Origin of the sequence: Sphingomonas astaxanthinifaciens DSM 22298 (assembly GCF_000711715.1) — a bacterium.
GTDB lineage: Bacteria > Pseudomonadota > Alphaproteobacteria > Sphingomonadales > Sphingomonadaceae > Sphingomicrobium > Sphingomicrobium astaxanthinifaciens_A.
The window spans coordinates 1959226-1979747 of sequence record NZ_JONN01000001.1 but is presented as its reverse complement, the minus strand read 5'-3'; the positions used below and the strand labels follow the sequence as shown (position 1 = coordinate 1979747).

Annotated in this window: 21 protein-coding genes; 7 read left to right on the top strand and 14 right to left on the bottom strand. The window is 69.7% G+C overall.

The features are described 5' to 3' along the window. The first annotated feature begins 266 nt into the window (after positions 1–266). Entirely contained in the window at positions 267–581 is a 315-nt protein-coding gene (locus tag BS69_RS0110245; RefSeq protein WP_051676688.1) for a PilZ domain-containing protein, read from the top strand. Here the strand turns inward: BS69_RS0110245 and BS69_RS0110240 are convergent. Continuing rightward, a complete protein-coding gene (locus tag BS69_RS0110240) occupies positions 578–1228 on the bottom strand; it encodes an arylesterase (RefSeq protein ID WP_029941853.1) in 651 nt (216 codons plus the stop codon). The genes BS69_RS0110245 and BS69_RS0110240 overlap by 4 nt on opposite strands. Positions 1229–1283: 55 nt before the next feature. Between BS69_RS0110240 and BS69_RS0110235 the strand changes: the two genes are divergently transcribed. From BS69_RS0110235 to BS69_RS13310, 3 genes are all read left to right on the top strand, one after another. Beyond that, positions 1284–1955 (top strand): ABC transporter ATP-binding protein, encoded by a 672-nt coding sequence (locus BS69_RS0110235; RefSeq protein WP_029941852.1) that lies wholly within the window; start codon positions 1284–1286, stop codon positions 1953–1955. After that, entirely contained in the window at positions 1952–4429 is a 2478-nt protein-coding gene (locus BS69_RS0110230; protein WP_029941851.1) for an ABC transporter permease, read from the top strand. Before BS69_RS0110235 ends, BS69_RS0110230 begins: the two co-directional genes overlap by 4 nt. 91 nt (positions 4430–4520) lie before the next feature. Beyond that, positions 4521–4781 (top strand): hypothetical protein, encoded by a 261-nt coding sequence (locus tag BS69_RS13310; RefSeq protein ID WP_169738034.1) that lies wholly within the window; start codon positions 4521–4523, stop codon positions 4779–4781. A 66-nt stretch (positions 4782–4847) separates the two neighbouring features. On the opposite strand, the gene BS69_RS0110220 is transcribed toward BS69_RS13310, so the two are convergent. Next, positions 4848–5738, bottom strand: coding sequence for a peptidylprolyl isomerase (locus tag BS69_RS0110220; protein WP_029941850.1), 891 nt, complete (start codon positions 5736–5738; stop codon positions 4848–4850). Between the two features lie 47 nt (positions 5739–5785). Between BS69_RS0110220 and purT the strand changes: the two genes are divergently transcribed. Next, on the top strand, positions 5786–6961 hold the full coding sequence (gene purT / locus BS69_RS0110215; RefSeq protein WP_029941849.1) for a formate-dependent phosphoribosylglycinamide formyltransferase: 1176 nt from the start codon (positions 5786–5788) through the stop codon (positions 6959–6961). 2 nt (positions 6962–6963) lie between these two features. Beyond that, positions 6964–7374, top strand: a complete 411-nt coding sequence (locus BS69_RS0110210) for a hypothetical protein (protein WP_051676687.1) — start codon at positions 6964–6966, stop codon at positions 7372–7374. 33 nt (positions 7375–7407) lie between these two features. Here the strand turns inward: BS69_RS0110210 and BS69_RS0110205 are convergent, their stop codons facing one another. The 12 genes from BS69_RS0110205 to BS69_RS0110150 all read right to left on the bottom strand — a co-directional run bounded on the left by BS69_RS0110205 (position 7408) and on the right by BS69_RS0110150 (position 19997). Then, a complete protein-coding gene (locus tag BS69_RS0110205; RefSeq protein WP_029941847.1) occupies positions 7408–7692 on the bottom strand; it encodes a hypothetical protein in 285 nt (94 codons plus the stop codon). A gap of 118 nt (positions 7693–7810) precedes the next feature. After that, positions 7811–7936, bottom strand: a complete 126-nt coding sequence (ykgO, locus tag BS69_RS0110200; protein ID WP_029941846.1) for a type B 50S ribosomal protein L36 — start codon at positions 7934–7936, stop codon at positions 7811–7813. Between the two features lie 122 nt (positions 7937–8058). After that, positions 8059–8388 carry a PilZ domain-containing protein gene (locus tag BS69_RS0110195; RefSeq protein ID WP_029941845.1) on the bottom strand — a complete coding sequence of 110 codons (330 nt, stop codon included), beginning with the start codon at positions 8386–8388 and terminating at the stop codon, positions 8059–8061. A 201-nt stretch (positions 8389–8589) separates the two neighbouring features. Beyond that, complete coding sequence (locus BS69_RS0110190) at positions 8590–10173, bottom strand: M20/M25/M40 family metallo-hydrolase (RefSeq protein WP_029941844.1); 1584 nt, start codon at positions 10171–10173, stop codon at positions 8590–8592. Next, positions 10164–11174, bottom strand: coding sequence for a UDP-glucose 4-epimerase GalE (gene galE / locus BS69_RS0110185; RefSeq protein ID WP_029941843.1), 1011 nt, complete (start codon positions 11172–11174; stop codon positions 10164–10166). The genes BS69_RS0110190 and galE overlap by 10 nt, the downstream gene beginning before the upstream one ends. A 38-nt stretch (positions 11175–11212) precedes the next feature. After that, positions 11213–11611, bottom strand: coding sequence for a DUF2147 domain-containing protein (locus tag BS69_RS0110180; RefSeq protein WP_029941842.1), 399 nt, complete (start codon positions 11609–11611; stop codon positions 11213–11215). A 66-nt stretch (positions 11612–11677) separates the two neighbouring features. Beyond that, positions 11678–15175 (bottom strand): error-prone DNA polymerase, encoded by a 3498-nt coding sequence (locus BS69_RS0110175; RefSeq protein WP_029941841.1) that lies wholly within the window; start codon positions 15173–15175, stop codon positions 11678–11680. Positions 15176–15184: 9 nt separating this feature from the next. Next, a complete protein-coding gene (locus BS69_RS0110170) occupies positions 15185–16720 on the bottom strand; it encodes a Y-family DNA polymerase (protein WP_029941840.1) in 1536 nt (511 codons plus the stop codon). Continuing rightward, the gene (locus BS69_RS0110165) at positions 16644–17180 is read right to left on the bottom strand and encodes an ImuA family protein (RefSeq protein WP_051676685.1); all 537 of its coding nucleotides are present in this window, start codon (positions 17178–17180) and stop codon (positions 16644–16646) included. The genes BS69_RS0110170 and BS69_RS0110165 overlap by 77 nt, the downstream gene beginning before the upstream one ends. Before the next feature lie 304 nt (positions 17181–17484). Continuing rightward, the gene (locus tag BS69_RS0110160; protein WP_029941838.1) at positions 17485–18015 is read right to left on the bottom strand and encodes a DUF305 domain-containing protein; all 531 of its coding nucleotides are present in this window, start codon (positions 18013–18015) and stop codon (positions 17485–17487) included. Beyond that, positions 18012–19406 carry a class II fumarate hydratase gene (gene fumC, locus BS69_RS0110155; protein WP_029941837.1) on the bottom strand — a complete coding sequence of 465 codons (1395 nt, stop codon included), beginning with the start codon at positions 19404–19406 and terminating at the stop codon, positions 18012–18014. The genes BS69_RS0110160 and fumC overlap by 4 nt, the downstream gene beginning before the upstream one ends. Positions 19407–19511: 105 nt before the next feature. Then, positions 19512–19997 carry an SspB family protein gene (locus BS69_RS0110150; protein WP_029941836.1) on the bottom strand — a complete coding sequence of 162 codons (486 nt, stop codon included), beginning with the start codon at positions 19995–19997 and terminating at the stop codon, positions 19512–19514. Positions 19998–20048: 51 nt separating this feature from the next. Here BS69_RS0110150 and BS69_RS0110145 point away from each other — a divergent pair, with 51 nt between their 5' ends. Then, entirely contained in the window at positions 20049–20426 is a 378-nt protein-coding gene (locus tag BS69_RS0110145) for an HIT domain-containing protein (RefSeq protein WP_029941835.1), read from the top strand. Positions 20427–20522 lie beyond the last annotated feature (96 nt).

Here is a 20522-nt window from a genome sequence, read left to right as displayed (position 1 = left end):
CACAACACCTGCCGCCAACCCACGCATGTTTCGTTCCCCGCAAACCAGTCAGTCCGAGCGTCTTGCCTTCCATCATTGTTACCCGAGATGAACGCCGCGCTCCAGTGTCCGCGAGGCCACATTACCGCGTTGGAAGCGATTTAAGCCTTTGCGGACCACGGCTTAGCCTGCACTGGCCTTTGTTGTCCGATTGCGCCATAGGCAGCCGCTTCGCGCAGGTCCGAGACGGCCGCGCGTTCCCAGCAGTTCGCAGGAGTCCGTTCGCCTTGGTCATCGACGCCCGTATCGCCCAGGACCCGTCCAGCGGTGAGCGCCGTCTTCAGCCGCGTGCGCCCGTCGACCTCGAGGCGCATGTCCGCGAGATGGGCACCACCGGAACCGAGGCGCGGGTGCTCAACATCTCGGCCGACGGTTTCATGGCCGAGACCAATGTCGATTACGAGGTCGGCGCGCGGATCTGGCTGATCCTCCCCGGCCGTGAGCGGGCGAGCGCCGTGGTGCGCTGGACCGCTGCCGGCAAACTCGGCGCGCAATTCGCCGAGCCACTCAGCAACGAGGCGCTCGCCCAGATCGAGGGCTAGGCGCGGGTTTTTGCGAGGGCGCGCTGCACCGTCGGCAGCATGCCTGTCACGATTCGCTTCACCCCCTCGAAATTGGGGTGCACCCCATCGCTCAGGAGCAGCGCGCGATTGCCGACCACCCCCTGCAGCATGAAGGGGTAGAGGTCGGCGCCATATTTCCGCGCGAGCGACGGGAAGATCGCCTCGTAACGGCGGCGATAGTCGGGCCCGAGGTTGGGCGCGGCGAGCATGCCCGCGACCAGCACCGGAATGCCCTGCTTCTTCAGTTCGGCGAGAATCGCATCGAGATTGGCCTCGGTCACCGCCGGATCGACCCCGCGCAGCATGTCGTTGGCGCCGAGTTCGACGATCGCGAGCGTCGGCTTCTCGCCGAGGCGCTGGAGCGTCCAGCCGATTCGCGCCCGCCCGCCCGCGGTGGTGTCGCCCGAAACCCCCGCATCATGAACCCTCGCCTTCACTCCGTGGCGACGAAGCGTGTCCTGGAGCTGCGGCGCGAAGCCAAGTCCCCTTCCGAGCCCATAGCCCGCGGTCAGGCTGTCCCCGAACGCGAGGATCAGCGGACCGTCGGCCTTGGCCGCGGGCGCCGGGGCCTGCGCGGCGACGGGGGTGGCGGCGAGGAGGGCGGGGAACAGGAACCAGCGGAGCACAGCTGGCCATGTAGGCCATTGCTGTTACCCTTCAAGCTTCCTAGCTCCCCCCGTCATGACCACGCCCCTCATCCAGCTCGCCGATGTCCGCCTGACGCTCGGCGACGGCGCCGCGCGGACCGAGATCCTGCGCGGGATCGATCTGGTGGTGGGCGAGGGCGAGACGGTCGCGGTGCTCGGCGCCTCGGGCTCGGGAAAAAGCTCGCTGATGGCGATCATCGCCGGGCTTGAGAAGGCGACCTCGGGGACCGCCCGAGTGCTCGGACAGGACATGGGCGCGCTCGGCGAGGACGCGCTGGCACGATTGCGCGGGCAGAGCATCGGGGTCGTGCTCCAGGCCTTCCACCTGTTGCCGACGATGACCGCGCTCCAGAACGTCATGGTTCCGATGGAGCTGTCGGGCGCGGCCGATCCCGAGACCCGGGCCCGGGCCGAGCTCGCCGCGGTCGGGCTTGCCGAACGCGCCGACCATTATCCCGCGCAGCTGTCGGGGGGCGAGCAGCAGCGGGTGGCGATCGCCCGCGCGACCGCGCCCGCGCCGCGTCTGCTTCTCGCCGACGAGCCGACCGGCAATCTCGACACCGCGACCGGCGCGAAGATCATCGACCTCCTGTTCGACCGCGTCGAGGCGGCGGGCGCGGGGCTCGTCGTCATCACCCACGATGCCGCGGTCGCCGAGCGGGCGGGCCGGGTGATCCGAATCGCCGACGGGCGCCTCGCCGGATGAGCGCGGGGCTGCGGCTCGGCCGCCGCGACCTCCAGCAGGGGATCGGCGGGCTGTGGCTGCTGCTGGCCTGCCTGACCATCGCCGTCGCGGGCCTGGCCGGGGTCAGCAGCCTGTCGAGCGCGATCCAGTCGGCGATCGACGGGCAGAGCCGCGAGCTTCTCGGCGGCGACCTGGTCCTCAGCGTCGCCCAGCGCGCCGCGACCCCGGCCGAGCAGGCCGCGCTGGCGAAGCTCGGCACCGTGCGCGCCAGTACCACCCTTCGAAGCACCGCGCAGATCGGATCGCAGACCGCCCTCGTCGACCTGTCGGGGATCGAGCCCGGCTGGCCGGCGGCGGGCAAGGTCACCCTTGCGTCGGGTCGAATGCCGGCGGGCGCGGGCGAGGCGGCGGTAGGGCGCGAGCTCGCCGAGCGGTTCGACCTTCCGGTCGGCGGCCGACTGCGGATCGGCTATGGCGATTTCACCGTCAGCGGGATCGTCGCCGATCTGCCCTCCCCCTCGGGCTTCGCCTTGTCGCCGCCGGTACTGGTCGATCCCGCGGGCCTCGCGGCGACCCGCCTGGTCCAGCCCGGCAGCCTTTATACCAGCAGCTACCGGATCGCGCTTCCCTCGGGCAGTGAGGAAGCCGCGGTCGGCAAGGCCTTCCAGCAGCGTTTCCCCGATGGCGGCTGGCGCGCGACCGACCGCAACGAGGCGGCCGGTGGGACCCGCCGCTTTACCGAGCGTACCGGCCAGATGCTCCTCCTGATCGCGCTCGGCGCGCTCGGCATCGGCAGCATCGGAATCGCCTCGGCCGCCAATGCCTTCGCCGCCTCGCGCCGCGCGACCATCGCCATCCTCAAGGTGCACGGAGCGCGCGGGCGCGACCTCCTCGTCATGCTCGGAACCAGCGTTGCCATGCTCGCCGGCATCGCCATCCTTCTCGGCTTGGCGGTGGGCGCCTTCACGCCGGCGGTGGTGGGCTGGGCGGCTCGCGACCTGCTGCCGGTCGCGCCCGATCCCGCCCCGCAATGGGCAGCGCTCGGCCTGTCGGCGCTGTTCGGCCTGCTCGTGACGATCGCCGCCGCCTGGCCGCCGCTGGCGCGCGCCGCCCGGGCCCGGCCCGCAACCGTCCTTCGCGGCGATGTCGGCGAACAGAGGAGCGCGCCGCGCGACCTCGTCGTCGTCCTCCTCATGGCCGCGGCGGCGATCGCGCTGGCGCTCGCCACTTCGTCAGCGCCGGTCGTCACCGCCTCGGCGATCGGGGGTGGTCTCGTGCTTGCGCTGCTGTTCGCCGCCGCCGGGTGGGCCCTTGCCCGGCTCGCCCGCGCGCTCGGCGGCCGGGGCGGTCCGCTGACCCGGCTCGGACTCGCCGCGCTCCACCGGCCCGGCGCGGCGACGGTGCGGCTGAGCGTCGCGCTTGGCCTCGGCCTCTCGCTGCTGGTCGCGCTGGCGGGGATCGGCGGCAGCATCCGCGCCGAGCTCGGCCAGTCGATCCCGGCCAAGGCTCCGGCCCTGTTCATGCTCGACATCCCGGCAAACGAGGAAGCCCGTTTCCGTGCTCTCGCCGCGAGCGAACTCAAGGACGCCGACCTCCGCCTCGTGCCGTCGCTGCGCGGACCGGTAACGGCGCTCAACGGCCGGCCGGTGTCCGCGATGTCGGCGATCCCCGAAGGCGCCTGGATCCTGCGCGGCGACCGCGGCCTGACCTTCGCCGCGAACCTCCCCGAGGGCAACCAGGTGGTCGCCGGGCGCTGGTGGCCCGCCAATTATCGGGGACCGCCTCTGGTCAGCCTCGACGTCGAGGCGGGAAAGGCGCTCGGCCTCAAGATCGGCGACACCATCACCGTCGCGGTCCTCGGCGTGCCGATCGAGGCGCGGATCGCCAGCTTCCGAACGATCGACTGGCGCAGCTTCGGCTTCAACTTCGCGATCATCTTCGCGCCGGGCGCGCTCGAGCAGGCCCCCTACACGTTGATGGCGACCGCCGCCCCGACCCCCGGAAGCTCGACGATTGCCTTCGAGCGCGCGCTGGCCCGGGAACTGCCGATGGTCAGCACGATCCGGGTCAGCGACGTCGTCGCGCGGGTCACCACCATCCTCGAGGGGCTCGATGCCGCGATCCGGATCGCCACCTCGATCGCGATCCTGATCGGGGTCACCGTGCTGGCCGGGTCGGTCACCGCCACCCGCCGCACGCGGCTGCGCGAAAGCGTCCTCCTCAAGCTGGTCGGCGCGACCCGGGCACAGGTGCTGGGCGCGCAGGCGATCGAGTTTTCGGTCATGAGCGGGGGCATCGTCCTGCTCGCCTTCGCGGCGGGGACCAGCGCCGCCTGGGCGGTCGTGACGCGCCTGTTCGAACTGCCCTTCCGCCCCGACTGGCCGAGCCTGCTTGCGCTTCCCGCGGCGGGCGTCCTGATCGCCGTCGCCACCGCCCTCGCCGCGGCCTGGCCCGCCCTCAGTGCCCGCCCGGCGACCGCATTCCGGTCGCTCTGAGCGGCCAGGGCGATGCGCCAAGCCGTTGGCCTTTCACGGAACCTTCATCCGGCCCACGCCGTTATGCGGGGCTGAAAGGATGAACGCTGTCATGACGAATTTCCGGACCCTCGGCGAACTCGGCCTCAAGCACGATCCCATGGGCCGCGGCTATCATGCAGTGTATCGCGAGCATGAGGTCAACCATTGCCCGGGCTGCGGCCGCACGCATTGGCTGATCGGCCGGATGTCCGCCGAATGCGCCTTCTGCGCCACGGCCCTGCCGTTGGCCGAGGCCAGCACCCGGCATCATCACGGGCCCGCGGTCATCCAGCATCGAAACCGGAATCAAGGACACGCCTGGGCGGCGTAACGAGACGTCCCCACGGCGTCAGGGAAGGGCAGCGGTTGTAATCGCTCGCCTGTCGGACGGGGACGACTAACGCGAGGACGATGGCGCCGGTGTCCGTCTGACGGGCACCGGCGCATTGCATAGGTCGACCCCGCCCGCGGGCACGTTGAAGAACTGGTCCTGCCGGTTGGCGCGCGCGCGGACATAGGCACCGAAACTGGCGCTCCCCGTCTTCATCACCTGGAAGCTCGGCCGCTCGGTCGCCGGCATCGCCGAGGCGAGGCGGACCGTCCGGATCAGCCGCGCGACCGTTCCCGTCTTGTAGAAGCCGAGGGCTTCGGTGCCGCGTGGCAGCGCCGAGAGATTTTCGATCCCCTCGACCACCCGGCCGACCAGCGCGATGTTGCGGTCAAGGTGGCGCGGCGCATGGCCGATCACCGCATAGAGCTCGCCGCCCATCCCGGTGTCAGGCGCCATGTCGCGGCCGACCCCGACCATGCCGTAGCAATGCGTGAGATTGGCCTGCCCCGTCTTCGGGTTCCAGGCGACCGGCCAGCCGAGCGCATGGCCGACGCGCGCCGCATAGGGATCGGAAAAGCCGAGCGGGCGGATCGCCAGCCCCTTCACCGATCGGCTGTATTCGGCGGGCGGCCGCTTCACCACCGAAGCGGGGACCGCCGGGCCGCCCTCGTTCACCCCCCATTGCGCGACATAATTGTCCTGCACCCGGTAGACGCTCGAGCCGGTCCAATAGCCACCGTTCGCCAGCGCGCGGATGTTGGCGACATGGACCGGCGCGAAGGCGGGGGCGAGCTCGATGATCGTTCGCCCGCCGCCGTCATAATCGATCACCAGCAAGTCCTCGGGCCTGACCGTCTCCCACTCGGCGGCGGGCGCCTTGGCGACGATCTCGGAGGGGGTGACAGGCTTGGCCGGCGCGGGAGCGGCAACGGCGGCGAGGGTGAGGAGCAGGATCATGACCGCACCCTATCGCGGCCCGCGCGGTTGCGGTAGGCACCCCACCCATGTTCCTCGCGAAGCTGATGCTGCTCGGGTCCGGTGAGCTCGGACGGGAATTTGCCATCGCCGCCAAGCGGCTCGGCTGCGCGGTGGTCGCCTGCGACCGCTATGCGGGAGCCCCCGCAATGCAGGTGGCCGACGCGGCCGAAGTCTTCTCGATGCTCGACGGGGAATCGCTCCGGGCCGCGGTCGAGAAGCACCGCCCCGATTTCATCGTGCCCGAGATCGAGGCGATTGACACCGCGACCCTCGCCGCGCTCGAGAGCGAGGGATGGCATGTCGTCCCCTCGGCCAAAGCCGCGCAGCTGACGATGAACCGCGACGGCATTCGCCGTTTCGCTGCCGAGGAACTTGGGCTCACCACCAGCCGCTATCGCTTCGCCGAAAGCGAGGAGGAAGCGCTCGCCGCCGCCGAGCATGTCGGCCTGCCCTGCGTCATCAAGCCGGTCATGTCCTCCTCGGGCAAGGGGCAGAGTACCGCCTCGACTCCCGACGAGGTCCGCTCGGCCTTTCGCTACGCGATCGAGAAGATGCGTGGCGACCGGCCGCGGGTGATCGTCGAGGAATTCATCCGCTTCGACAGCGAGATCACGCTGCTGACGGTCGCCGCGGCCGACGGTGTGCATTTCTGCGCGCCCATCGGCCACCGCCAGGAAGCGGGCGACTATCGCGAGAGCTGGCAGCCCGCCGCCCTCGCCCCGCCTGTGCTGGAGAGCGCACAGCGGCAGGCCGCGACCATCGTCTCGGCACTGGGGGGTCGCGGGCTGTTTGGGGTCGAATTCTTCATTGCGGGCGATCGGGCGATCTTCTCCGAACTGAGCCCGCGCCCGCATGACACGGGCATGGTCACGCTCGTCAGTCAGGAGCCCAACGAGTTCGAGCTCCACCTGCGGGCGATCCTCGGCCTGCCGGTCGCGCCGATCGTCCAGCGCGGCCCCAGCGCCTCGGCGGTCGTCCTCGCCGACCGGCCGAGCCGCGCCTTCGCCTTCCGCGGGGTGGCCGAGGCGCTTGCGAAGGGATCGCCCGCAACCCCGGTCGACCTTCGGCTGTTTGGAAAGCCGGAGACCCTGCCCGGTCGCCGCATGGGGGTCGCTCTCGCCCGCGCCGCCAGCATGGGCCAGGCGGTCGATCTCGCCAAGGCGGTCGCCGCCGCGGTGGCCATCGAGTACGAAGAGGAATGACGATGCGTCTGTTGCTGCTCCCCGCCCTCGCCCTCACGATCAGCGCCTGCGGTTCGGGCGGCGACCAGGCCGCCAAGACCAAGGACGCGCCGATCGCGGTCCGCAGCGCCGAACAGGACGCGCTCCATCAGCTGAGCGACATGAACCGCGACATCGCCCTCAAACGCGCGATTCTCGCCAGCGGATTGCGCTGCAAGCGGGTGGTGCGCTCGGGCTATGTCGCCGAGTATAACAACCTGTCGATGTGGGCGGCCGACTGCGACGACAAGCGCAGCTGGGGGATCTTCGTCGGCGGCGACGGCAGCGCGCAGGTCCGGCCGTGCACCGACATGGCGCGCTTCAAGCTTCCCGAATGCAAGATCGCGGCCGATCCCAGCGGGCGGACGGCGCGCGGAATCGCCAAGCAAAGCTGACGAACCGGCCCGGGACCAACCGGGCCGACCCGCTCAGTCGCAGCGACGGCTTTCCTTGAATTCGCCGGTAGCGCTCTTCTCGCGCACGACGATGCAATTGCCCTGCTTGCTTTCCTCGCGCCAGCTGCCGTCCGGATTGGTGATCCGGTTGGTCGGCTTCGGCACGCGCTGGCCGTTGCAGATCATGTAGTTGAGGCCCGGCGGCGAGACGCAGCCCTGACTATTGGCCTGAGCCGAAGCCGAATCCGGCACGGCCGCAAACCCAAGCCCGACCGCAACGAAGGCGGCGGCAATGGTGGTACGGACGAACATGCTCATCGAATCGGCTCCTTATGGAAGCCTGAAATAGCCGAAGCGACCTTAACCGTCGATGACGGCAGGCCGCTCTGCTTCAGCGATGAATTGAGCCGGCCCGTTCGGGGCCGGTTCAGCCAGTTTAGCCCTGGCGCGCCTTGAACCGGCGGTTCGTCTTGTTGATGACGTAAGTGCGGCCACGCCGGCGAATGACGCGGCAGTCCCGGTGACGGTCCTTGAGGCTCTTCAGCGAATTGCGAATCTTCATGGCGGGACGCCCGTCTCTTTTGTATCTGGTTGTCGGTAGACGCCCGGAGGGCTTCGGCCGGTGCCACTATGGGAGGCGGACGCCCGAGTCAAGTTTCGGCAGCGCATTTCCCTCAGGGCAGGTCAGAGGCGGCGCTGCTCCCAGTCCTCGCGCGCGGCAAGGATTTCGGGGGTGGTGTCGCGCGACCGAAGCGCGTCGATCATGACCCGCGAAAGCTCGTTCGCGTTGATCGCCTCGTCGAAGACCAGTCCGCACTGATCCGCGCTCGCCCAGCACACGCTCCCAAACAGCCGCAACGCGCCCAGGGTCAGGTAAACCTCCTGCCCGACGGCCGGCGGCGCGGCGAGCCGCACCCGGGCGCCCATGCGCGAAATGTCGAGCAGGGTGCCGACGAGATTGCGGCTGAGCGTCGACAGCGCGACGGTGAGCGGCGCGGGCCGGCGCTCGCCCATTCGCCGCCCGCCGCCGCCCGCTCTGCCGAAGCCGCCCCTTCCGGGCGTGACCGTGCCGCCGAGCGCCGGCCGACGCCGTGACCGTGCGATCGATCGCGGTTGATCCTGACGGGACATGCCCGCCGGACCCTAAGGTGCGAGCCTGCCCGGCGCCTTACCCGTTGGTCCGAAACGGACCCGACGGTCGCAACCGGTCGTGGCTCAAGGCCTGGCGAAATAGTCGCCCTTCTTCCACGTCGCCCGCTGGGGCGAATCGGCCAGTTCGCGGGCGATCCGATAGTTGAGCTCGCCATAGCGGGCGAGCGCCCCCCAGTTGATGTCCTGGTTCAGGTCGTCGTTGAGCCGGTGATAGGCGCCCGCGAAGAAGGCGTCCCACTTGGGCTTGCCGCCATTGGCGTGGCCGGTGAACATCAGGATCGCCGGGATCCCGCGCAGCACCAGCGGATAATGGTCGGAACGGACGAAGATGCCCTGCTCGGGCATGGGATCGGGCCCGACCGAAACGCCCATGGTCCGGCCGGCCTTGGCGACCGCGTCGGCAATCGTGCTGTGCTCGGCGCCGAAGGCGGTCACGTCGGTGAAGTCATAGAGCGGCAGCGGCATGTCGAGATCGATGCCCGCGGTGACGCTCTCGACGGGCACGGTCGGATGCGCCGCCCAGTAGGAGGCGCCGAGCAGGCCCAGTTCCTCGCCCGTATTGGCGATGAACAGGAGCGAGCGCTTGGGCTTCTGCCCCGAGGCGACGAACCGCTCGGCAGCCTCGAGCATGGTCGCGACGCCCGCCGCATTGTCGAGCGCGCCGTTGTAGATATTGTCCTCGCCGGGCTTGGCGTCTTCCTTGATCCCGAGATGGTCGAGATGGCCCATCAGGACGACATGCTCGGCCTTGAGGCGCGGGTCGCTGCCTTCCATCTTGCCGACGACCTCGGGGCTGGTGAAATCGCTCCACGCCGACTTGACCTGCATCGCCACCGACGAGCCGAGCGCGAAGCCCGGCAAGGGCTTGCCCGCCGCGCGCGCCGCCATCACGGCGGCAAGGGGCTGGGGCGAAGCGGCGAACAGCCGCTCGGCGAGCGAACGGGCGATGATCCCTCGGACGCGCAGGCCCTGCGGGGTCGAGCCGGCGCGGCCTTCCTTGTCGATCCAGTCGGTCACCGGCCGGGTGCCGGCATTGCCGTTGGTGATGTCGAGGATCCCGATCGCACCGGCCGCGGCGGCCATCTCGGCCTTGCGCGAGGAGAGGTGGGCGGCGATGTCGCTCGGCAGCCCCGGCGGGGTCCCGCCGAGCGTGATCACGATTTTCCCACGAACGTCGAGCCCGGCATAATCGTCGAGCTTGAGCTTGGGATCGCGCAGGCCGAAGCCGACATAGACCAGCGGCGCGCTGAGATTGCGGACCTGCTCGGTCACGCTCGGGCGGACCGCCATCTCCTTGTCGGTGAGCGCCTCGCTCTTGCCGTTCAGGGTCAGCGTGAAACTCGGGGTGCCGTCGATCGTCGCGCGGCGGAACGGCACGCGCTGGTACCAGCTGCCATTCTCGCCCGCGGGCTGGAGACCCAAGGCGCGGAAGCGGCTGGCGACATAGGCGGCGGCGACCTCATGGCCACGCTTGCCGGTGCCGCGGCCCTCGAGGAGGTCGTCGGCGAGGAACTGCACCGTCGCATGGACCCGGTCGGCCTGCGCCTGCGGAGCGCGGTAGAGCGGGGCGAGCGGGGGAGATTTGGCCGGCGCGGCGGCGATGAGGACAGCGGCGAGCGGAGCGATACCGAACGGAGTCAGGCGCAAGTGGCGGCTTCTTTCTGATAAAGGCGGCGCTCCCAGCTGAGCGCGCTTTCGATGATCACGTCGGTATCGGCGAAGCGCGGCTGCCAACCCAGCCGTTCGACCAAGCGTCGGTTGGCGGCGACCAACTGCGGGGGATCGCCGGCGCGGCGCGGGCCCATCACCCGCTTGACCGGGGTCCCGTTCACCCGGTCGAGCGCATCGAGCATCTCGAGCACCGAAGTCCCGCGGCCGTAGCCGCAATTGAGGGTGAAGCTGTCCTTCGGCTCGGCGATCAGCGCCTCGAGCGCGAGGACGTGGGCATTCGCCAGATCGGCGACGTGGATGTAGTCGCGGATGCAGGTCCCGTCGGGGGTCGGATAGTCGGTCCCGAAGACGTCGACATGGGTGCGCTTGCCGACCGCCGCCTCGCAGGCGACCTTGAGCAAGTGGGTCGCGCCCTTGCCGACCTGGCCCGACCGGCCCTTGGGATCGGCGCCCGCGACGTTGAAATAGCGCAGCGCACCGAAATTGACGTCATAGGCCGCCGCGCAGTCGCGCAGCATCTGCTCGCTCATCAGCTTCGACCAGCCGTAGGGATTGATCGGCCGGGTCGGCGTGTCCTCGTCGATCGGCACGGTCTCGGGCGCGCCATAAGTGGCGGCGGTCGAGGAGAAGAGGAGGTGCCTGACCCCCTGCTTCAAGGCGGCGCCGACCAGCGCATGGGTCGCGACCGTGTTGTTGCGATAGTAGAAATGTGGGTCGGTGACGCTTTCGGGGACCACGATCGAGCCCGCGAAATGCATGATCGCGGCGACCCCCTGCTCCTGGAGGATCGTCTCCATTGCCGCCGCATCGCCGATGTCGGCCTCGATCAGCGGCACCGCGTCGGGGACCGCCTCGCGGGTTCCGTTGGAAAGGTTGTCGACCACCACCACCGGCCAGCCCGCGTCGTGGAGGGCAAGGACGGCGTGGCTGCCGATATAGCCGGCGCCGCCGGTGACGAGGACAGGAGGCTTGCTCATGCCCCGGCGCTAGCGATGCGCCGGTGCGAAGGAAAGGGTCAGCCGACCTTGGTCCAGACCTGCGTCTTGCAGATGATTCCGGCGAAGCAGCCCGAAACACTCATCCGGCCCGGCGACTTCATGGTGACGGTGCTGCCGACCTTGCTGCGGATCTTGGGCACATAGACCTGCCCCTTCCACTTGCCCGCCCCCGCGGGACGGAGCCCGGTCAGCATCTGCTCGCCCTCGAGATTCTCGACCCCGTGGCGGGCGGCCTTCTCCTCCTCGTGCGCGCTGGCCTTGACCACGCGGCCGCACCAGGCCGGGCCGCAGGGGGCGATTCGGACCACGACCGAGCGCTTGGGATTGGTCCACAGACCCTCGATCGGGCTCTGCGCCAGCGCCGGGGTCGCGGCGAAGAGCGCGGTCAGGACGGCAAGGAAGGCTCGGCTTTTCATGGCGTCCTCATAGCATGCCAGGCTTTCACCAAGCTTGCTCAAGAGTGGCAGGATTGTGGCATGGCCTCAATGTGTTGGGCAGTTGATGACCCGCGCCTTGGGAATCACCTCGACCGCGCGCGGGTGGCGCGCCATGGGCGGGCGGCTTGGGCCCGCACCATCGCCGCGCCCGACCTGCGGATCGAAGGACTGGCTGTCGCTGAGGCCGCGCAGCCGCCAGCTTTCATCCTCCAGCCGGCTGGCGATGAGGTGGCAGACCGCCTCGTCATGCTGGACGATCCCGTGCACCACCATCAGCCGCGCGCCCATCACCACCCGGCGCTGGGCGGCGAAGGCATCGGGCCAGACGACGAGGTTGGCGGTGCCGGTCTCGTCCTCGAGCGTGATGAAGCAGACCCCCTTGGCGCTCCCCGGCCGCTGGCGGATCAGCACCAGCCCCGCGAGGCTGACGCGCTTGCCGTAGCGGATGTCGCGCAGGTCGACGGCACGGACGAAGCCCTGGCCTGCATAATGATCGCGCAGGAACTGCATCGGATGCGCCTTCAGGCTGAGCCTGGTGGTCTGGTAGTCGCTCACCACATGCTCGGGCAGCGGCATGGGCGGCAGCACCGCCTTCTCGCGCTCCTCGCCCTCCTCCCGCGCCCGGGCGGCGGCGAACAGGGGAAGCTCGGGCACCGGCCGGAGCGCGCGGGCGTCCCACAAGGCCTGGCGCCGGTCGAGCCCGATCGAGCGGAAGCAGTCGGCCTCGGCGAGTCGGACGATCGCATGCGGCGGCACCCCGCCGCGGCGGTGAAGCTCTTCGACCGTGCGATAGGGGACGGACGCCACCAGCTTCGCCGCATCCATCGCCCGCAACCCCTCGACCTGGCGGAGGCCGAGCCGCAGGGCGACCGGCGAAGGCTGGTCCAACGTCCTTCGACTTCGCTCAGGACGAACGGGCTTGTTTTCCGAACCTCGTTGGTCCTGAGCGGAGCGAAGCGCAGTCGAAGGGCGCTGCTGCTCGAGACTGCAGTCCCACCCGCTTTCGTTGACGTCGACCGGCAGCACCGTCACCCCGTGCGCCTGCGCGTCCTTCACGATCTGCGCGGGTGCGTAGAAGCCCATCGGCTGCGAATTGAGCAGCGCCGCCGCGAAGGCCGCGGGATAGCGCCACCTGAGCCAGCTCGAGACATAGACGAGGTGCGCGAAGCTCGCCGCGTGGCTTTCGGGAAAGCCATATTCGCCGAACCCGCGGATCTGGTGGAAGCAGCGCTCGGCGAATTCGCGCTCGTAGCCGCGGGTCACCATCCGCTCGACCATCTTGTCCTGGAGGAGGTCGATCGTGCCCCGGCTGCGGAAGGTCGCCATCGCCTTTCGAAGCTGGTTGGCTTCGGCCGAGCTGAACCTGGCGGCATCGAGCGCGATCTTCATCGCCTGCTCCTGAAACACCGGCACGCCCAGGGTCCGCTTCAGGATCCGCTCCAGCTCGTCGGGCGGGCCATGTTCGATCGACGGACGCGGATAGATCACCGGCTCCTTGCCCTGCCGGCGCTTGAGATAGGGATGGACCATGTCGCCCTGGATCGGTCCCGGGCGGACGATCGCGACCTCGATCACCAGGTCGTAGAAGCAGCGCGGTTTCAGGCGCGGCAGCATGTTCATCTGCGCCCGGCTTTCGATCTGGAACACGCCCAGCGAATCGCCCTTGCACAGCATGTCGTAGACGCGGGGCTCCTCGCGCGGGACGGTGGCGAGATCGAAGCGCTGCCCATGCACCTCGGCGATGAGGTCGAAGCATTTGCGGATGCAGGTCAGCATGCCGAGCGCAAGCACGTCGATCTTGAGAATCCCCAATTCCTCGATGTCGTCCTTGTCCCATTCAATGAAGGTGCGGTCGGGCATGGCACCGTTGCCGACGGGGACGGTCTCGATCAGCGGCCGCTCGGTGAGGATGAAGCCGCCGACGTGCTGCGACAGGTGGCGCGGCATGCCGATCAGCTGCTCGGCAAGCTTGATCGTCCGCGCGAGGTGGGGATCGGAAAGGTCGAGCCCGGCTTCCTGGACGTGCGTCTCGGTCACGTCCTCGCCCCAGCCCCAGATGCTGCCGGCGATGGCGGCGCAAATGTCCTCGGAGAGACCCATCACCTTGCCGACCTCGCGGATCGCCGAGCGCGGGCGGTAGTGGATGACGGTGGCGCACAGCCCGGCGCGGTCGCGGCCATACTTCTGGTAGATGTGCTGGATCACCTCCTCGCGCCGCTCATGCTCGAAATCGACGTCGATGTCGGGCGGCTCCTTGCGCTCCTCGGAGATGAAGCGCTCGAACAGGAGGTCGGTGTCGGCCGGGTCGACCGCGGTGACCTGGAGGCAGTAGCAGACCGCGCTGTTGGCCGCCGACCCGCGCCCCTGGCAAAGGATCGGGGGTTCGCAGGTGCGGGCGAATTCGACGATCGAGTGGACCGTCAGGAAGTAGCGCGCGAAGTCGAGTTTCTCGATCAGGGCGAGCTCATGGTTGAGCTGCTTGACCACCTTGTCGGGCACGCCGTCCGGATAGCGGAACGCCGCCCCCTCCCACGTCAGGTGGATCAGTTGCTCCTGCGGGGTCCGCCCCGCGGGCACGCTCTCGCGCGGATATTCGTAGCGCAGTTCGTCGAGGCTGAAGTCGAGCGCGTCGGCGAACTCGCGGGTGGCGGAAATCGCATGGGGCCAGCGGGCAAACAGCCGCGCCATCTCCTCGGGGCCCTTGAGATGCCGCTCGGCATTGGCGTGGAGCCGAGTGCCCGCCTCGGCCAGCGTCACCTTCTCGCGAATGCAGGTCACCACGTCCTGCAGCGGGCGCTTCTCGGGGGCGTGATAATGGACATCGTTCGAGGCGAGGATGGTGCCGCCGATGCTTTTGGCCAGCCGGTCGAGCCGCTCGATCCGGGCGAGGTCGTCGCCGCGATAGCAATGGGTGGCGGCGATGTGGCGAAGACCGGGCAAAGCCTCCAGAATGTGCGGCAGCCGCGCCTCGAACGAATCGAGGTCCTCGCCCGGCCAGGCGATGAAGGCGATTCCCTCGGCATGGTCGGCGACATCGGCGAGGCTGAGCTCGCACTCCCCCTTGATCGCGCGTCCCTGGCCGAGGCTGAGCAGGCGGGACAAGCGGGCATAGCCCTCGCGGTCGACGGGGTAGGCGAGGAGTTCGACCTGCTCTTCTCCCCTCCCGCTCGCGGGAGGGGCCGGGGGTGGGCTTGTCTCCACCAGCCTGAGCGTGGGTGGCGAGTCCCCACCCCCTGCCCCCTCTCGCAAGCGGGAGGGGGTGCATCGCACCACCAGCCGGCAGCCGATCAGCGGCTTCACCCCGGCCGTCTTGGCGTTGGTATGGATCCGCACCACGCCGGCCAGCGTGTTGCGGTCGGCGACTCCGATTGCGTCCATGCCGAGCTCGCGGGCGACCGGGATCAGCTCCAGCGCGTCGGACACCCCGCGCAGGAACGAGAAGGGAGTCGATATGCCGAGCTCGACGAACGGCGCACGGGGAATGGGCGCGAGCGGACCCCTGGGCTCGAGCCGCTTGCGGGCATGGCCTTCCTGTTCAGGCATGCACCCGACTCACGAGAACAGCCCGTGGACGAACCACGGGGGCGGACCGCCGCGGCCGTCGCCGACCACGCCCTCTCGGAAGATCCAGAAGCGCACCCCCGCCGTATCCTCGACCTTGTAATAGTCGCGCAGCCGGGCGGTGGAACGCGAGCGCCACCATTCGGGCGAGATCCGCTGCGGCCCCTGCGCGCGGGCGATGTCATGGACCTTGCGTCGCCACACGAACCGGCGCGGCAGCCCTTCGGGCGTGGCATAGATGACCGCGACTTCCTCGGGCGTATCGAGGAGGCGGGTGGGAAGCGCCTCCGCTCGCGACAGCGAAAGCGGGGAGTGCGCGGCGGTGTCCACTCCCTCGACCCAGCCCGCCGCCCGCTCGGGGAGGTGGCTGTCGACCGCGACCGGGCGGCGGACCCTGGCGGGTCCCAGCCGGACGCTCAGCCGGTCGATCAGCGCGGCCACCGCCAGCTCCGCCGGGGGCTCGCCGAGCAGCGCCTCCTGCGCCGCGTCGAGCCGCTCCCACCAGCGCACCTCGAGCGCGAAGGCGTCGATCCCGAAGCCGGGGTCGATCCCCTGCCGCTCGAGGATTCCCGACAGCAGGCGGTGGAGGTGGTCCGGATCGCGCGAGGGGATGGAGGTCGCGACCTGGACTTCGCCGAGGCTGCCGTCGACCCGGTAGGCGGTGAGCACGAGGTGGCGGGCACCAAGCTTGCGCCGCCCGAGCTCCTTCGCCAGCGGCGGGACCAGCCGGCCGAGCGCCTGCGCCGCGGCCTCGGGATGGACCACCGGCTCCTTCAGCGGGAGCAAGGCGCGCGGCGGCGGATCCTCGGGCAAGGGGGTAAGCGGTTCGGGTTTTCGGCCAAGCGCGCGGTCGAGCGCGTCGAGCGGATGCTCGTCTTTGGCGAAACGCCGCGCGAGCGCCTTGCGCGGGACCCCGGCAAGGTCGCCGATCTCCTTGAGGCCGAGGCGGACCAGCATGTGGTTGGCAATCGGCGACAGGCGCAGCGCCGTGACCGGCAAGGGCGCGAGCACCCGCGCCAGCTCGGCCTCCGCCGCCAGCCGCCGGTCCCGCCCGTAGCGGGCCAGTGCCCAGGACGCGCCCGCCGTCGGGGCGATCGCGGCCCGCGCGCCGATCCCCATCGCCGCGAAGCGCGTCTCCATGTCGCGGAGCAGGGCTTCCTCGCCGCCGAACAGATGCGCGACCCCGCCGACGTCGAGGCGAAGCCCATGCGCGCCGTCGATCTCGACCAAAGGCGACCAGCGTTGGGCCCAGCGCGCCGCGGTCGTCAGCCAAGCCGCTTCGCCGCCGACATCCGCCGGCTCGGCCTCGAGCGCGGGATCGAGCGCGCGCGCATCGGCCAGCCGCCCGCCCGGCCGCGCGCCGCGCGCCGCCGCGGCCGGGGTCGCCGCATGGATGAGCTGGCCGTGCCGCCCCTCGATCGTCAGGACGAGCGGACGGGCGAGCGCCTCGTCAGGCGCGCCGGTGAGATTGGCCCAGCGCTCGATCGCCAAGTTCGGCAGCCACAGCGAGCAGATCCGGCGCGTCATCGCCGACCACCCACGTGCCCGGCAACCGCCGGCGCGAGCGGAACAGCTCGGCCTGCCAGCGCGCGGCTCCGGGCGCTTTCGGATCGAACGGATGGGCTTGGCTCGGCGCGCTGCCCAGCCGCCAGCGTTCGCGCGCGCCCGACAGATTGGCGTTCCCCTGCAACCGGACCAGCCAGCAGGCGACCCCGTGGCGCTCCGCCGCCACCGCCAGCCGCCGCGTCGCGGTGAAGTCGAGCGCGGGGGAATCGCCCCACAATTCGCCGATCACCCCGCCTAAAGCCGGACATCGGAGGCCCTCCTCCATCGCCCACAGCGCCGCCCTGGAATCCCTTGCCTCGACATGGATGAGCCCATGGCCGAACGCTCCGAGCCCGGCCGCATGGACCCGCCCGCCCTCGCGGATCGCCATCCGTTCCTGCACCCAGAGCAAGGGCCGCACGGGGTCGAGCTGGCCGAGCACGAAGCCCGTCCAGCCGGCATCGCGCGGCGAGGAAGCGAACAGTTCGGAGAGGATGCTTCCTCCCTGTTCCGCAACGCGGAATGGGGACGGAGTGGCCGATGGCGCAAGGGCCCCTCCACCACCCGGCTGCGCCGAGCGGTCCGCCTCCCGATCGCTTTGCGACAGGGCGGTTGAAGAAGCCGCACGGCTCCCGCCGCCGGCGACCAGGCGAAAACCTCGATCCACACGACTCGCAACGTTCTTGTTCTGCTTTTGTTCTTATTCGCGCGAGTCCGCGAACGGAGTCAATCGGGCGACTCAGCCCCTAGCGAAGCGCGGCGAAATGACGGCGTTCGGTATCGGCGGCGTTGCGCGCAACCGGGCGCAGGGTCGGGCTCGCACCGCGGTCGGCGAAGCCGGCGTGCATCGAATAGCTGTTCTGGTGCACCCGCCGCATCAGCCGGAGGTAGGCCGCCCGCGTGGGCGCCGCGGCGAATTCGTCGAGCCACGCCTGGTGGTTGGCCAGCAGCACCGGCGAGGGTAGCAGGTTCAGCCGCCGCCCCGCGAATGACAGTTGCGCCGCAAGCCCGCGATGCTCTTCCGCCAGGGTCCGGCGCAGGCCCTCGGTCGCGGCATCGCCATCCGTCAGGGCCACCGCGCCCGCGCGGATCACGAGCTGGTCATAGGAAGCCGCCCGGGCGACGTAAGTGGCCGCATCGGGCACCCTTGCCTCGGGCGCGGGGAGCGCCGTCCCCGCCCCGGCCGGCCGCTCCGCCGGCGCCGGACCCGAAGGCCGGGTCGCGCAGCCGGCGAGCAGGGCCAGGCCGACGAGGGCGAGGAGGCGCGCGGACCTCACCGCCCGATCATCGCCTCGGGCCGGACCACCCGGTCGAAGGTCTCGGCATCGACCAGGCCCAGTTCGAGCCCGGCTTCCTTGAGGCTCTGCCCCTTCTTGTGGGCATGCTTGGCGATCGCCGCGGCATTGTCATAGCCGATCTCCGGCGCCAGCGCGGTCACCAGCATCAGGCTGCGCGCGACGAGGTCGCGGATATGATCCTCGTTGGCGACGATCCCCTCGACGCAACGCTCGGCGAAGCTGACCATCCCGATCGACAGCAGTTCGACCGAGCGCAGCACGTTCGATCCGATCAGCGGCATGAAGACATTGAGCTCGAAATGGCCCTGCATCCCGCCGATAGTCAGCGCCTGGCCGTTGCCGATGACCTGCGCGCAGACCATCGTCAGGCTCTCGCACTGGGTCGGATTGACCTTGCCCGGCATGATCGAGCTGCCCGGCTCGTTCTCGGGGAGGCTGAGTTCGCCGAGCCCCGAGCGCGGCCCGCTTCCGAGGAAGCGGATGTCGTTGGCGATCTTGTTGAGCGCCACCGCCAGCGTCGCCAGCGCGCCGTGGAAGAAGACGAGGCCGTCGCGCGCCGCCATTTCGGCGAACTTGTTCGGCGCCGGCTCGAACCGGCTGCCGGCAATGTCGCTGATCGCCGCACACATGTCCTCGGCCCAGCCCTCGGGCGCATTGAGCCCGGTCCCGACCGCGGTCCCGCCGATCGCGAGCTTGCGGAGATTGCCCTCGAGCGCGCCCTCGATCCGCTTGCGGCAGCTGACCAGCTGCGCCGCATAGCCGCTGAATTCCTGGCCCAGCGTCAGCGGGGTCGCGTCCTGCGTATGGGTACGGCCGATCTTGACGATATGATCCCACGCCCTGGCCTTGGCCTCGAGCGCCTGGGTCAGCCGGTCGAGCGCGGGGTAGAGCTGCTGCTCCGCTGCCAGCACCGCGGCGACATGCAGCGCCGTCGGGAAGCTGTCGTTCGAGCTCTGGCTCTTGTTGACGTGATCGTTGGGATGCACCGGGCTCTTGCCGCCGCGGGTGCCGGCCAGCGCCTCGTTGGCGATGCCCGCGATCACCTCGTTGACGTTCATGTTGGTCTGGGTGCCGCTGCCGGTCTGCCAGATGGTGAGCGGGAACTGGTCGTCGAAATCGCCGCGGATGATCGCCGAGGCGGCGCTTTCCATCGCGTCGGCGAGCTCGGCGCCGAGCCCGTGCTTGCGATTGACCCGCGCCGCCGCCTGCTTGACGATCGCCTGGGCGTGGACCAGCCGGATCGGCATCCGCTCGCGCTCGCCGAAGGGGAAGTTGCCGAGGCTGCGCTGGGTCTGCGCGCCCCAGTAGCTGTCGGCCGGGACCTCGATCGGCCCGAAGCTGTCGGTCTCGGTGCGGGTAGTCTCGCTCATGGTCTTCCTTTTCGTCATCCCGGCCTCGAGCCGGGATCCGCCTTGTTCTTCAAGGCGCGTCAAAAGGAAGGCAGACCCCGGGTCAAGCCCGGGGTGACGTTCGCGTCATTTCTTGCGGGTGAAATCGACCGAGACGACGTTCGAGCCGTCCTCGACCGGGACGACCGCGGGGGCGTCGTTCTCCGGCGTGTCATGATCTTCATGCCCGTCATTCTCGGCACCGTTGGCCTGGAACTTGAGGCTGAAGTCGACCGCCGGATCGACGAAGTCGGTCACTGCCGCGAACGGCACTCGGAGCGTCGCGGGCACCCCGCCGAAGCTCAGCCCCACGGTGAAGAAATCGGGCGCGACATGGAGGTCCCAGAAGCGGTGCTGGATGACGATCGTCATCTCGTCCGGGAAGCGCTGGGCGAGATGCTTGGGGATCTCGACCCCCGCCATGCGGGTGCGGAAAGTGATGTAGAAATGATGCCCGCCGGGGAGCCCGCCGCCCTTCTCGACCGTGGTGAGCACACGCCCGACCACGTCGCGCAGCGCCTCCTGCACGATCTCGTCGTAGGGAATCAGGCTTTCTGCGCTCTCGTCGGCCATGCGCCGAACTGGTAGCGAGGCGGCGATAAGCGTCAACCGGGAAACGCCTCCATGCCAATTGATCACAAGCAGACGTACGACGGGAACAACATCTTCGCGCGGATCGTCCGGGGCGAAATCCCCTCCAAGAAGGTGCTCGAGACCGAGCACAGCCTTGCCTTCCACGACATCAATCCGCTGGCGGCGATCCACGTGCTGGTGATCCCCAAGGGCCCTTACGTCAGCTGGGAGGATTTCTCGGCCAATGCCTCCGACGCCGAGATCGCCGACTTTGTCCGCGCGGTAGGCGAGACCGCAAGGATCGTCGGTGCCGAGCCGCAGGGCTATCGCCTCCTCGCCAACACCGGCAAGCGCGCCGGGCAGGAAGTCGCGCATCTCCACGTCCACATCTTCGGCGGCCAGCCACTGGGGGGCATGCTCGCGCGCTGAGGGCCCCGCTGCGACCGCGCCGCAACACCCCGAAGACACGTGTGACAATAGGATTGCACGAGGGGAATCACCCGCTAGGCTCCGCCCGCGATAAGC